Source organism: Neorhizobium tunisiense (genome assembly GCF_039631515.1).
GTDB lineage: Bacteria > Pseudomonadota > Alphaproteobacteria > Rhizobiales > Rhizobiaceae > Neorhizobium.
On sequence record NZ_JBDIUU010000009.1, the window covers coordinates 1 to 12,252 of the forward strand.

Below are 12,252 nucleotides of genomic sequence, written 5' to 3' on the forward strand. Positions count from 1 at the left end.
GAGAAGGTCGGTCTGGCGGGCGATTTCCTGGACGATCGAGATCTTCTCGGCGATCGTGCGCATCGCGCCGACGGCACGGCCGACGGCCTGGCCGGATGCTTCCGCGTCACGGGACGACTGGCGGGCGATCTTCTCCGTCTGGGCGGCGTTGTCGGCGTTCTGCTTGATGTTCGCCGCCATCTGTTCCATCGAGGCGGACGCTTCTTCTGCCGAAGAGGCCTGTTCGGTGGCGCCTTGGCTCAGCTGCTCCGAGCTTGCCGAAAGTTCCTGGCTGCCCGAGGAGACGTTGTCGGATGCGGCAAGTGCATCACCGACGACGCCGCGCAGGCGTTCGATCATCGTGTTGACGTAGCCGAGCAGTTCGCCGATCTCGTCCTTGCTGGTGATCGAGGCAAACTTGGTCAGGTCACCGTCGGCGACGTTCTGCACTGCCGTCACCGCATTGCGCAGACCCCTGTTGATCGAAAGGGCGATCCAGAGGGCCGCCAGCACGGCGATCAGGAAGGCGGCGCTCGCGACCGAGATCATGATCAGGCGGGTCTGAGCGTAATCCAGATCGGTCTGTTTGTTGGCATCGTCGAGTCTACCTTCTTCGAGTTTGACCACGTCGGTGAGCAAATTGTCGATCTCGTTGGTGACCGCGCGGGCCTCATTGTTGGAAACATGCAGCGCCGTGGCTGCGTCTCCGCCGAGCATGGCGTTGCGGATGCGGTCGTCCTGCTTGCGGAACTCCGCCGTGAAGCCGGCAAGCTTCGCCCACAGAACCTTGCCCTGCTCGGTTGCACGGGCTTCAACCGCCTTGAGCGTCTCGTCGAACGCGCGGCGAGCTTCATCGCCCTTTGCGATATATCCCTGCATCTCGCCGGGGTTCGCCGCCAGGAGCAGGTTCTTCTGCTGACGGATCTGCTGGAGCTGCTCGTTGTTCAGGTTCTGGGCCAGTTTCAGACGCAGGGCCGGCCCCTGCAGCACATTCTCGAGCGTGTCGTTCAGGTTGCCAAGGCTGAGGATGCCGTAGGCTGCGGTCGCCAGCAGCATGATGATGATGAAACCGAATGCTGAAGCCAGCTTAAGCTTGATTGAAGCGTGCATTTTTTGAATCCATCGAAAGGGTGGTCAACCGTGGGAAGCCCCGGTCGCGGAATGGTCGTGTTGCGCGGAGAAGATTGCCTGGAGATTGGGGAGGATGATGAACTCCGCCCCTCGCTTGACGAGGCAATCGATGAAATCCGGCCGCCAGCGCATGCCCACGCTCGGCGGCGGTTCGCCGGCGGCGCGGAGTAGCGTGGTGACCTCATGCACTTTATCTGTACGGATACCGGCAAGAACCGGTTCGCCGCCGATGTTGATCACGATGACGATGATCCGGCTGTCGATCGTCGGTTTCGTCGCTTCCATGCCGAATGCAAGCCGGATATCGGCAAGCGGAATGACCTTGCCGCGGAAGTTGATGACGCTGCCGACGAAGGCTTTTGCGCCAGGAACCATGGTCTCGGGCAGGAGATCGAGGATCTCCTGTACGCTCACGGCTTCCAGCGCGAACATCTCGCCGGCGATGTCGAATGTCAGGACTTCCAGCTCGTCGCGGCCGCCCCAGAGGTTTTCGGAGATCTTTCTGACTGCTTCGTTCATCCGGCCGCGCGCAGATGCGCCTCCTGTTGTTGTCCTTCCGCCACGAGATGGCCGACGTCGAGGATCAGCGCCACGTCTCCGTCGCCGAGAATGGTCGCACCCGAGAAGGTGGCGACGTCATGGTGCAGTTTCGACATTCCCTTGATGACCGTCTGGTGATCGCCGATGATCTGGTCGACGACCAGGCCCACCCGTTCGGAACCCGTCGAGATGACGACGACCTTCTGGAAGGGATCGGGCTTGGTGCCGGTGCGGAAGAGGTCGCGAAGCCTGAGGAACGGCACCAGACTGTCGCGCAGCGAGATGAAGCTGCGGCCGCGCGAGCGCATGTCTTCTTCGATCGGGAGCTCGAGGCATTCCTCGACTGCCGAAAGCGGAATGACATAGCGGCCGTCACCGACCCGCACGAGCAGTCCGTCGATGATCGCGAGCGTCAGCGGGATGGCGAGCGAAATCTCGGAACCCTTGCCAACGTGGCTCGCAACGTTGATCGTGCCGCGCAGCGCGTCGATCGTCCGCTTCACCACATCCATGCCGACACCGCGGCCGGAGAGGTTGGTGACTGTCTGGGCCGTCGAGAAGCCGGGCTGGAAGATCAGCTGGTAGAGCTCCTGGTCGGTGAGGTTGGCGTTGGGTGCGATCAGACCGGAGGATTCCGCCTTGGCGCGCACCCGCTCCTTGTTGATGCCGCGGCCGTCGTCCTTGATGGTGATGATCACTTCGCCGGCCTGCTGGCGGGCGGAAAGCAGGATGTGACCTGCCTCCGATTTGCCGGCGGCGAGGCGTTCCTCGGGCGTTTCGAGACCGTGGTCGCAGGAGTTGCGCACCAGATGCACCAGCGGATCGGCCAGCCGTTCGATGACGCTCTTGTCGACTTCCGTGCTTTCGCCCTCGGTCACCAGTTCGATCGTCTTGCCGGTTTCATGGGCCAGATCATGCACCAGCCGGCGGAAGCGGCTGAAGAGATGGGCGACTGGCACCATGCGCAGGATCATCATCGTATCGCGCAGCTCGCCGGAAAGGCGTTCCACATCTTCCGAGACGGCCCGCAGCTGCAGGTCGCCGCTGCCGCCTGCAAGCTGGCTGAGGCGCGACTGGGCGATGACGAGCTCGCCGACCCTGTCCATCAGCTCGTCGAGCTTTTCGGCGGGGACGCGGACGTTTTCGGAGGCCTTGTTCTGCTTTGCGTCGACAGGTGCCGGAGCTGTCGGCGCAGGTGGAGCGGCCGGTGCCGTTGCAACGGCCTGTGGTGCCACGGCAGGTCGGGCTTCGGCAGCCGGGGCTTCGGCTTTGGCCGGCGTCCTGGCGGCGAGCGGAGGCTCCACCGTGACGACGTCGAGCTGCATCTCGTCCATGACGAAGATGAACACGTCGTCGATCGCCGAACGTGGCTGGGTGGTAAGAAGCTCGACTTCCCAGGAGATATAAAGATCGGTTGGGGCGAGAAGTTCGAGCGACGGGATGGCGGACCGGTCTGCCACGATCTCGCACTCGCCGAGCTCGCGCAGTTCGTCGAGAAGCGGCAGCGGATTGGTGCCGTTTGCCATCGCGTTCTGCGGCAGGCTGAAGCGGATCTTGAAGTGGTTCCGGCCCGCTGCAGCCTTGACGGGGCTGGCCTCGCCCGGGTTGTTGGCGCCATCGACGGCGGCCCGCAGATTGGCGAGGAGCGCTTCGCCCGTCGCCTCATGGTCGCCATTCGGCGTGTCGACCAGGGCACGCATGTGATCCTTGGCTTCCAGAACCGCGGTGACCAGTTCCCGGGTTGCCGGAACCTCGCCCTTGCGGACGCGGTCGAAGGCCGTCTCGCAGTGATGGGTGAAAGCGGCAAGGGCATCGAAGCCGAACATGGCTCCCGATCCCTTCAACGTGTGGAGGCCGCGGAAGACCGCGTCCACCTGATCCTTGTCGCCGAGGTTCACGTTCAGGTCGAGAAGCCCTGCTTCGATCTGTTCCAGAAGCTCGGCCGCTTCTGTCCTGAAAACCGCGATAGGATCGGGAAAGCTCATCTGCCAAGTACCTTCCGGACGATCTTGACCAGGCTTTCCGGGTCAAATGGTTTGGTGAGCCAGCCGGTGGCACCGGCGGCCTTGGCTTCCTGCTTGATGTCGTTGTCGGACTCCGTCGTCAGGAAGATGACCGGAACGCCCATATGGGCCGGCATCTTGCGCAGTTCGCGGATCATCGTCAGGCCGTCCATGTTCGGCATGTTGAGATCGGTGACGATCAGGTCGAACTGGCTGGTCTTGAGCTTGGCGATACCGTCCAGTCCATCGACTGCCTCGGTGATCTGATACCCGGCATTGCTGAGGGCGACGCGCGTCGTCAGCCGGATGCTGGCGGAATCATCGACTGTTAAGATGCTGGCGCTCATTGAATACCCCCTTGATGAAGCCAGAATTTCAGGTCTTCAGCAGACATCCCTTCGAGGAAGCCGCTGCGCTTCAGGACATCGAGCGTCGAACCGCTGGCGGGACGGGCCAACGCGATGCGCTTTCCGGCTGTATCGGCATAAATGCGAGCCGCTTCCATGAGCTGGATAAAGCTGGTGTCCACTTGGCAGTCATCGTCGAGTTCGATGGTTGCGGACGCGGTCCCGTCGAGAAATTGCAGTATTTCCTGCTGGACAGTGGTGATCGCGCGAACGGTCAGGTTCTGCGGCAGGCGAAGGCAATCTTCTTTAACATCGGAAGCAGGCATTCTTACCTCAACGTAATTCCGAAAGAACTGAAATAGCTGGCCGAATTTGGACTTGCATCGTTAATGGTGAGTTAATCGGTCATGGCGATTTTTTGCGAAACAATACTTATAGGTTGTATTTCGCCTCGCCGAGGAACGGAAAAATTAACCACAAGTCGCAAATGAGAACGAGTATTCCGTCAGAATTAACCCCTGGGCGCTCACAGTATCTCTCGCACAGGACAAACCGTATCGGCAATCTGCCGGTGCGGGTCGTTCCAGAACAATACAGACGAGTCATCGTCGCTATCTTCAGCAGGCAGAGGTCCCGCGGGACCTGAAAGGTGAGGCAAAGTGGCTGTCAGGGCATCCATTTTCGACATCGCGAGTAGTTCAACGGGCGTTGTTGCCTTCGTCGACCGGATGGAAACGGCGCGGTCACGTATCGAGGAACGCTTTCTCGATGGCGGGGCGGCGCTCCTGTCGATCCTTGACGTGCTGAACAAGCTGATCAGCTCCCTCGACCAGTTGACCGGTTCGCTGGATGAAGGAACGGCAAACGCCACGATGGCCGAACTGAAGAGCACGGTCGAGCGGCTGTCGCACCTGACCAGGCTCGAATCCGGACGACAGATCGGCTTCCAGGAAATCGCCTGCGCGGAGCGCAAGCTCCGGCCCCAGATCGAAGAGATGCAGGAGACGCTGCGCTATCTGCGCACCTTCGCCGTGACCGCCAAGATCACCGGTGCCGGCATTGCCGATTTCGCCGGCTTCGCAGAGGAAATTCTCGCAAGGATCCAGGAGGGCTCGCGCCAGGTCAACGATCTGGCCGGCAAGCTGAGCACCCTCGGTCACGGTCTCGGACCGGTGATGGTCAAGGGAAAGGCGATCCTGGCGAGCTACGATCAAACGGTGCCGCAGATCGTCGTCGGCCTCTCCAACGGCGCGGCGGAGATCGGCAAGCACCGCAAGCTGCTCGTCGAGCGCGCCGCAAGGGTACGTACCGTCGCAAGCGGCATCCAGTCGAAGCTCGCCTCGACGCTGTCGGCCATGCAGGTCGGCGATATCACCCGCCAGCGCATCGAACATTGCCAATCGAGCCTGCGCATCCTGTCCGATTATCTGGAGTCGCCTGCTGCCGCCAGACTGACCGGCGACCAGCGCGAAAGCCTGTCGCTGACCATCCGCAAGCTTGTGTCGCTGCAGCTCAATCAATCAATCTCCGACTTCGATCGCGATACCGCAAAGATCGTTGCCATCGTCGCAAGCTTCCGGTCCGATCTGTCGCAGATCGAGGCGCTGCGCGCGACGATGACCGATGCCGACAGCGGCGACAACGACAATGCGATCCGGCAGCTCGAGAGCGGCGTGGCCGCAGCTCGCGGTGCCGTGCGCGAAATCGAGGAGGTTGCCCACCACGCCGGCGAGCTCAGCCGGTCGACCAGCGATACCGTCCGCGAACTTCTCGACGGCATCGGCATCGTCAAGGTCGTGCGCACCGACATCCATTATATGGCGCTCAACACCAACCTCCGTTGCGGCAAGATCGGTGAGGAGGGCAGGGCGATCAACGTCGTGACCGCCGAACTGCGCAACTTCGCGGCGTTGCTCGACGAGACGGCCGAAAAGATCCTGGTCGAACTCCAGACGCTCGAAATCGCGGCCAACAAGCTGACTGGCGTACATGGCGAAGAGAGCGAGCAAAGCCTCGACCAGCGTCTGGAAAACGCGCTCGAAAACATCCGAGCCGTTGGCGACCGGATGGATGCCCAGATGCTGGCGCTCGGCGATCAGAGCAAGACGGCGGTCAGCGAAATGGACATCTCGCTCGCCCGGCTGAACTTCAACGCCGAACTCGGCGAGGTGCTGCGCTCCTGCGCCAATGAGATGGAACTCGATGAGGACGTCTTCGAAGCGCCGGGTCTCGAAGAGGCGCTTGCGGACGTCGGCGGCCGCATTGCCCGCCTTTATACAATGGTGAGCGAACGCGAGCTGCATGCGGCACTGCTCGGCACCGAGCCGCCGGTGGAAGCCGCTGCCGTCACGACCACAATGTCTGACGACGATATCGACGACGCCCTGTTCTGATCGGCCAGCACCTGCGGGAGCCGGTTGAATGCTGCATTCGGCGGCTTACCCTGCTAAGATAAAGCGGATAGGGCGCCCTTGACCTTTGGGCGCACCTGGGTCATGTGACCGCCTTTGCCGACGCAGCGCTTGGAATACGGGACGAACCCCGCAAGTGCTCTAGAAGAGAAACAAAATGAGCAAGCCAACATCCTCGGCGCCCTCCCAGCGCATGCTTCGCGTTGGCGAACAGGTCCGCGCCGCCATAACCCAGGTCCTGCAGCGCGGCGAAGTGCGCGACGACTTGATCGAGAAGACCGTGATCTCCGTATCCGAAGTGCGCATGTCGACGGACCTCAAGATCGCCACGGCCTACGTGACACCCCTCGGCCTGCCGGATCACGCGGCGGTCATCGAGGCGCTGAACCGCAACGCCAAATATATTCGCGGCCGTATCGGCGGCCAGCTCCGGCAGATGAAATACATGCCGGAAGTCCGCTTCCGCGACGATACCAGCTTCGACAACTACAAGAAGATCGATGAGCTGCTGCGCTCGCCGGAGGTCCAGCGAGATCTTGAAGGCGACAGTGAAGACAAAGAATAATCAAGAGAACGCATGTCCAAACCCCGCAAACCAAAGGGCCGCCCGATTTCCGGCTGGCTGATCCTCGACAAGCCGGTTGATTTCGGCTCGACCGAAGCCGTCTCCAAGATCAAGTGGCTGTTCAACGCCCAGAAGGCCGGGCACGCCGGCACCCTTGATCCGCTCGCCTCCGGCATGCTGCCGATTGCACTCGGCGATGCGACCAAGACGGTGCCTTACGTCATGGACGGCCGCAAGATCTATGAATTCGCCGTCAGCTGGGGCGAAGAGCGCTCGACCGACGACCTCGAAGGCGAAGTCACGGCTTCGTCGGACACGCGTCCCGACGAACAGTCGATCCGCGATCTGCTGCCGAAATATACAGGCACGATCAGCCAGATCCCGCCGCAGTTCTCGGCGATCAAGATCGCCGGCGAACGGGCCTATGACCTCGCTCGCGACGGCGAAACGGTCGATATCCCTTCCCGTGAAGTGGAGATCTTCCGGCTGACGCTGCTCGGCGTCACTGCGGACAAGGCGCATTTCGAGGTGGAGTGCGGCAAGGGCACCTATGTGCGCGCGCTCGCCCGCGATTTCGGCCGCGATCTTGGCTGCTTCGGCCATATTTCCGAACTGCGCCGCACCTTCGTCGCGCCGTTCGCCGAGGAAAAGATGGTGCCGCTCGCAGATCTCGTGGCGCTTGAGGAGATCGAGGATCGCGACGAACGCCTGGCGGCGCTCGATGAGTTCCTGATCGATACCGCCGAGGCGCTGTCCAGCCTGCCGCATCTGCCCGTCACAGACGATCAGGCGCATAGGCTGAAAATGGGCAATCCGGTCATCCTGCGCGGCCGCGATGCGCCGCTTGCGGAGGCCGAGGCCTATGCGACGGTACGTGGCAAGCTGATTGCCATCGGCGAGATCGGCCAGGGCGAATTCCGGCCGAAGCGGGTCTTCGGCTGAGCAGAACATCGCTCTTCCAATCCGGGCATGAATAGTTTATAGGCAGCGCCAGCAAGAAGGCGGCCTCTGGCGTTCATTTTGCTTTCATGGCCAATGCTGGACGACATCCCGGCCTTTGGCGTCCCTGTTTCCTCTCAAAAGAAAGGACATCCGATGTCGATCACTGCCGAGCGTAAGACTGCGCTGATCAAGGAATATGCAACTGTCGAAGGCGACACCGGTTCTCCGGAAGTCCAGGTTGCGATCCTGACCGAGCGCATCAACAACCTGACCGAACATTTCAAGGGCCACAAGAAGGACAACCACTCCCGTCGTGGCCTGCTGACGATGGTTTCGAGCCGCCGCTCGCTTCTTGACTATCTCAAGAAGAAGGACGAAGGCCGCTACACCAAGCTGATCACCAGCCTGGGTATTCGCCGCTGATAAATCTTCCGGCGGGCCTGGAGACAGTGCCCGCCGGACGCCTTTTCGGGCATAGGCCCGACAACGATATGCTGGCGCCCCGCTATAAAGACTTGCGTGGCGAACTCCCGGCGGACCCGGATGGGCCGGATCTGCCAAACAAACCGTTGACCTGTCATGGGGCAGGATTGCCGGATGCTTTCGGCCAAAGCCCTCGGGGCTTTAGCCGCGGCTCCTTTTGAGGATGCCGATGATGAAAAGCCTCCCGTTGTCTTGCCCATGATGTGTCACATTGATTGCGGTCGACTGTGCGCTGCGCCCGATATCGGCGATGCGTGTGCTCCCGCATTGAAGGACAAGACATGTTCAATACACATTCCGTCGAAATCGAATGGGCAGGCCGCCCGCTGAAGCTGGAAACGGGCAAGATCGCCCGCCAGGCTGACGGCGCGGTACTGGCCACCTACGGCGAGACCGTCGTTCTCGCTACCGTCGTTTCCGCCAAGGCTCCGAAGCCTGGCCAGGATTTCTTCCCGCTCACCGTCAACTACCAGGAAAAGACCTACGCCGCCGGCAAGATCCCGGGCGGCTATTTCAAGCGCGAAGGTCGTCCGTCGGAAAAGGAAACACTGGTTTCCCGCCTGATCGACCGTCCGATCCGCCCGCTCTTCCCGGAAGGTTACAAGAACGATACCCAGGTCGTCGTCACCGTCGTCCAGCATGACCTTGAAAACGATCCGGACGTGTTGTCGATGGTTGCGGCCTCGGCTGCGCTGACGCTCTCCGGCGTTCCCTTCATGGGCCCGGTCGGCGGCGCCCGCGTCGGTTACATCAACGGCGAATACGTTCTGAACCCGCATCTCGACGAGATGGACGAGTCGGTCCTCGATCTCGTCGTTGCCGGTACCGGCGATGCCGTCCTGATGGTTGAATCCGAAGCCAAGGAACTCAACGAAGACATCATGCTCGGCGCCGTCATGTTCGGCCACCGCGGTTTCCAGCCGGTCATCGACGCGATCATCAAGCTCGCCGAAGTTGCCGCCAAGGAACCGCGCGAGTTCGAACCGGAAGATTATTCTGAACTCGAAGCCGAAATGCTGCAGCATTTCGAAGCCGAGCTGCGCGAAGGCTACAAGATCACCCAGAAGGCTGACCGTTACGCAGCCGTCGACGCCGTCAAGGCCAAGGTCAAGGCCCACTTCTTCCCCGAGGGCGTCGAGCCGAAGTACAGCGCCGAAGTCATCGGCGCCGTCTTCAAGCACCTGCAGGCCAAGATCGTTCGTTGGAACATTCTTGATACCAAGAGCCGTATCGACGGTCGTGACCTCGAGACCGTCCGCCCGATCGTCTCGGAAGTCGGCATCCTGCCGCGCACCCACGGCTCGGCCCTCTTCACCCGCGGCGAGACCCAGGCGATCGTTGTTGCCACGCTCGGCACCGGCGAAGACGAACAGTACGTCGACAGCCTGACCGGCATGTACAAGGAACGCTTCCTGCTGCATTACAACTTCCCGCCCTACTCGGTCGGTGAAACCGGTCGCATGGGCTCCCCGGGCCGCCGCGAAATCGGCCATGGCAAGCTCGCATGGCGCGCCATCCGTCCGATGCTGCCGACGGTTGAGCAGTTCCCCTACACGCTGCGCGTCGTTTCCGAGATCACCGAGTCCAACGGCTCGTCCTCGATGGCGACCGTCTGCGGCACCTCGCTCGCTCTGATGGACGCCGGCGTACCGCTGGCCAAGCCGGTTGCCGGTATCGCCATGGGCCTCATCCTCGAAGGTGAACGTTTCGCCGTTCTCTCCGACATCCTCGGCGACGAAGACCACCTCGGCGACATGGACTTCAAGGTTGCCGGCACCAACGACGGCATCACCTCGCTGCAGATGGACATCAAGATCGCCGGCATCACCGAAGAGATCATGAAGGTCGCGCTCAGCCAGGCGCAGGGCGGCCGCAAGCACATCCTCGGCGAAATGGCGAATGCTCTTTCCGAGAGCCGCGGCCAGCTCGGCGAATTCGCACCGCGCATCGAAGTGATGAACATCCCGGTCGACAAGATCCGCGAAGTCATCGGTTCGGGCGGCAAGGTCATCCGCGAAATCGTCGAAAAGACCGGCGCCAAGATCAACATCGAGGACGACGGCACCGTCAAGATCGCCTCGTCTTCCGGCAAGGAAATCGAAGCGGCCCGCAAGTGGATCCACTCGATCGTCGCGGAACCGGAAGTCGGCGCCATCTATGAAGGCACGGTCGTCAAGACCGCCGATTTCGGTGCGTTCGTGAACTTCTTCGGCGCCCGCGACGGCCTCGTGCACATCTCGCAGCTCGCTTCCGAGCGTGTTGCCAAGACCCAGGACGTCGTCAAGGAAGGCGACAAGGTCTGGGTCAAGCTGATGGGCTTCGATGAGCGCGGCAAGGTTCGCCTGTCGATGAAGGTCGTCGACCAGGCCACCGGCCAGGAAGTCAAGAAGGCTGAAGGCGAAGCCGCCGAATAAGGCTTCTCCCCTTCCGAGACATCGAGGCGCGGAAGCTCTTCCGCGCCTTTTGTTTATCTGCTGTTACGAGACGAACCCACGAGACGAACCATGAGCCGAGACGCCCTCAAGACCCTGTTCCACCCCTTCGACACCGGCGCCGTTCCCACGCCCGGCGAAGGTGAGCGTGTGCTCTTCCTCGGCGCAGAAGGCGGAAATGCCTTGCCTGAAGGGTTTGCAGCCGAGATCACCGCGGTGCAGCCGTTCCGGCCGCTGTTCCGGACCTTGCGCGAGGGCGCCTATCCCGAGGCCGAGGGCGAAGGTTATGACGTGGGGCTGGTGCTCTGCGGTAAACATCGCGGCGAGAACGAGAACCGCGTGGCCGAGGCTCTGGAGCGCGTCAGAACCGGCGGCGTGGTCATTGTGGCCGGCGGCAAGGAGGACGGCATCCAGCCGCTCCGCAACACGCTGCTGAAGCTCGGCATCGAACTCGACTACACGCCGAAATACCACGGCGTCGCGATATGGTTCGCCAGGCCCGCCAATGCCGATGCAGCGATCAAGGCGTTGAAAAAATCGACCGTGGTGATCGACGCCCGGTTCGAGGCCGCACCCGGCATGTTTTCCCACGATCGTGTCGATGCGGGCTCCGAACTGCTCGCCGGCCGCCTGCCGACCGACTTCGACGGCAACGCCGCCGACTTCGGCGCCGGCTGGGGTTATCTGTCTGTGATGCTGGCGGAAAAGTCGAAGCGCGTGAACCGCATCGATCTTTTCGAGGCCGACCATCAGGCGTTGGAATTTGCCAAGCGCAACATCGCGCGCAACTGCCCGGACCTCAACGCCCGCTTCTATTGGCAGGATCTCGGCGCCGAGCCGCCAAAGGAAAAATACGACCTCGTCATCATGAACCCGCCCTTCCACGAGGCGCAGGCAGCTGACCCGGAGCTCGGCAAGACGATGATCCGCACCGCCGCCGCGGCGCTCAAGAACGGCGGTCGCCTGATGCTGGTAGCCAATCGCGGCCTGACCTACGAACCGGTGCTGGCCGAAGGTTTCCGCGAGAGCGGCGAAACTTGCCGCAATGCCCGCTTCAAGGTTCTATGGGCGAAGAAGTAGTCGCTAAAGGAACGATATGCTCGATCGAGCCCCGATTGTCATAGCTGACGCAGGGCCGTTGATTCGCCTCGCAGCGGCGGGTCTTCTGGATGCGATGCGACTCACCAATCGAAAAATCGTCATCGTCTATGAGGACGGCGCTGTTCCGAATCTCATAGCGGCAGCAACGGTTCCGATGACGCTTGTGACGACGCGCGCCTTCGTCAGAGAAATCGAAGAGCGTGGCTACAATCTCGATGCGGTTCAGGCGCTGGAAGCTGTTCCATACAATCTGAAGCCCGCCATACGCACCGTTATCGATGCGAACAGCGGGCCTTCAGAAAGCTTTCCCAGATAGGA

The 12,252-nt window shown here is 61.7% G+C and carries 12 protein-coding genes; 7 read left to right on the forward strand and 5 right to left on the reverse strand.

The window, feature by feature from the left end; translation table 11 throughout:
* The 5 genes from ABCW43_RS23010 to ABCW43_RS23030 all read right to left on the reverse strand — a co-directional run.
* The coding region (locus ABCW43_RS23010) for a methyl-accepting chemotaxis protein (RefSeq protein WP_345928777.1) at positions 1-1,089 on the reverse strand (1,089 nt) is incomplete at its 3' end.
* Between the two features lie 24 nt (positions 1,090-1,113).
* Entirely contained in the window at positions 1,114-1,629 is a 516-nt protein-coding gene (locus ABCW43_RS23015; RefSeq protein WP_345928779.1) for a chemotaxis protein CheW, read from the reverse strand.
* On the reverse strand, positions 1,626-3,635 hold the full coding sequence (locus ABCW43_RS23020; RefSeq protein ID WP_345928781.1) for a chemotaxis protein CheA: 2,010 nt from the start codon (positions 3,633-3,635) through the stop codon (positions 1,626-1,628). The genes ABCW43_RS23015 and ABCW43_RS23020 overlap by 4 nt, the downstream gene beginning before the upstream one ends.
* On the reverse strand, positions 3,632-4,000 hold the full coding sequence (locus ABCW43_RS23025) for a response regulator (RefSeq protein ID WP_345928783.1): 369 nt from the start codon (positions 3,998-4,000) through the stop codon (positions 3,632-3,634). Before ABCW43_RS23025 ends, ABCW43_RS23020 begins: the two co-directional genes overlap by 4 nt.
* Entirely contained in the window at positions 3,997-4,326 is a 330-nt protein-coding gene (locus ABCW43_RS23030; RefSeq protein ID WP_345928785.1) for a hypothetical protein, read from the reverse strand. Before ABCW43_RS23030 ends, ABCW43_RS23025 begins: the two co-directional genes overlap by 4 nt.
* Before the next feature lie 333 nt (positions 4,327-4,659).
* Here ABCW43_RS23030 and ABCW43_RS23035 point away from each other — a divergent pair, with 333 nt between their 5' ends.
* The 7 genes from ABCW43_RS23035 (at position 4,660) to ABCW43_RS23065 (ending at position 12,250) form a co-directional block, all read left to right on the forward strand.
* The gene (locus ABCW43_RS23035) at positions 4,660-6,393 is read left to right on the forward strand and encodes a methyl-accepting chemotaxis protein (RefSeq protein ID WP_345928787.1); all 1,734 of its coding nucleotides are present in this window, start codon (positions 4,660-4,662) and stop codon (positions 6,391-6,393) included.
* 175 nt (positions 6,394-6,568) lie between these two features.
* Positions 6,569-6,976: a 30S ribosome-binding factor RbfA gene (rbfA, locus tag ABCW43_RS23040; RefSeq protein WP_345928789.1), complete on the forward strand. Its 408-nt coding sequence runs from the start codon at positions 6,569-6,571 to the stop codon at positions 6,974-6,976.
* Positions 6,977-6,988: 12 nt separating this feature from the next.
* Positions 6,989-7,918 carry a tRNA pseudouridine(55) synthase TruB gene (gene truB / locus ABCW43_RS23045; RefSeq protein ID WP_345928791.1) on the forward strand — a complete coding sequence of 310 codons (930 nt, stop codon included), beginning with the start codon at positions 6,989-6,991 and terminating at the stop codon, positions 7,916-7,918.
* A 153-nt stretch (positions 7,919-8,071) separates the two neighbouring features.
* A complete protein-coding gene (rpsO, locus tag ABCW43_RS23050; protein ID WP_007762572.1) occupies positions 8,072-8,341 on the forward strand; it encodes a 30S ribosomal protein S15 in 270 nt (89 codons plus the stop codon).
* A 341-nt stretch (positions 8,342-8,682) separates the two neighbouring features.
* The gene (pnp, locus tag ABCW43_RS23055; RefSeq protein ID WP_345928795.1) at positions 8,683-10,815 is read left to right on the forward strand and encodes a polyribonucleotide nucleotidyltransferase; all 2,133 of its coding nucleotides are present in this window, start codon (positions 8,683-8,685) and stop codon (positions 10,813-10,815) included.
* A gap of 90 nt (positions 10,816-10,905) precedes the next feature.
* Complete coding sequence (locus ABCW43_RS23060) at positions 10,906-11,913, forward strand: class I SAM-dependent methyltransferase (RefSeq protein WP_345928797.1); 1,008 nt, start codon at positions 10,906-10,908, stop codon at positions 11,911-11,913.
* Positions 11,914-11,929: 16 nt separating this feature from the next.
* On the forward strand, positions 11,930-12,250 hold the full coding sequence (locus ABCW43_RS23065; RefSeq protein ID WP_345928799.1) for a hypothetical protein: 321 nt from the start codon (positions 11,930-11,932) through the stop codon (positions 12,248-12,250).
* Positions 12,251-12,252 lie beyond the last annotated feature (2 nt).

Excerpts from the sequence above, each read along its gene's own strand:
- ABCW43_RS23015 (WP_345928779.1), bottom strand. The coding sequence starts at position 1,629 with ATGAACGAAGCAGTCAGAAAGATCTCCGAAAACCTCTGGGGCGGCCGC.
- ABCW43_RS23020 (WP_345928781.1), bottom strand. The coding sequence starts at position 3,635 with ATGAGCTTTCCCGATCCTATCGCGGTTTTCAGGACAGAAGCGGCCGAG.
- ABCW43_RS23025 (WP_345928783.1), bottom strand. The coding sequence starts at position 4,000 with ATGAGCGCCAGCATCTTAACAGTCGATGATTCCGCCAGCATCCGGCTG.
- ABCW43_RS23030 (WP_345928785.1), bottom strand. The coding sequence starts at position 4,326 with ATGCCTGCTTCCGATGTTAAAGAAGATTGCCTTCGCCTGCCGCAGAAC.
- rbfA (WP_345928789.1), top strand. The coding sequence starts at position 6,569 with ATGAGCAAGCCAACATCCTCGGCGCCCTCCCAGCGCATGCTTCGCGTT.
- truB (WP_345928791.1), top strand. The coding sequence starts at position 6,989 with ATGTCCAAACCCCGCAAACCAAAGGGCCGCCCGATTTCCGGCTGGCTG.
- rpsO (WP_007762572.1), top strand. The coding sequence starts at position 8,072 with ATGTCGATCACTGCCGAGCGTAAGACTGCGCTGATCAAGGAATATGCA.
- pnp (WP_345928795.1), top strand. The coding sequence starts at position 8,683 with ATGTTCAATACACATTCCGTCGAAATCGAATGGGCAGGCCGCCCGCTG.
- ABCW43_RS23060 (WP_345928797.1), top strand. The coding sequence starts at position 10,906 with ATGAGCCGAGACGCCCTCAAGACCCTGTTCCACCCCTTCGACACCGGC.
- ABCW43_RS23065 (WP_345928799.1), top strand. The coding sequence starts at position 11,930 with ATGCTCGATCGAGCCCCGATTGTCATAGCTGACGCAGGGCCGTTGATT.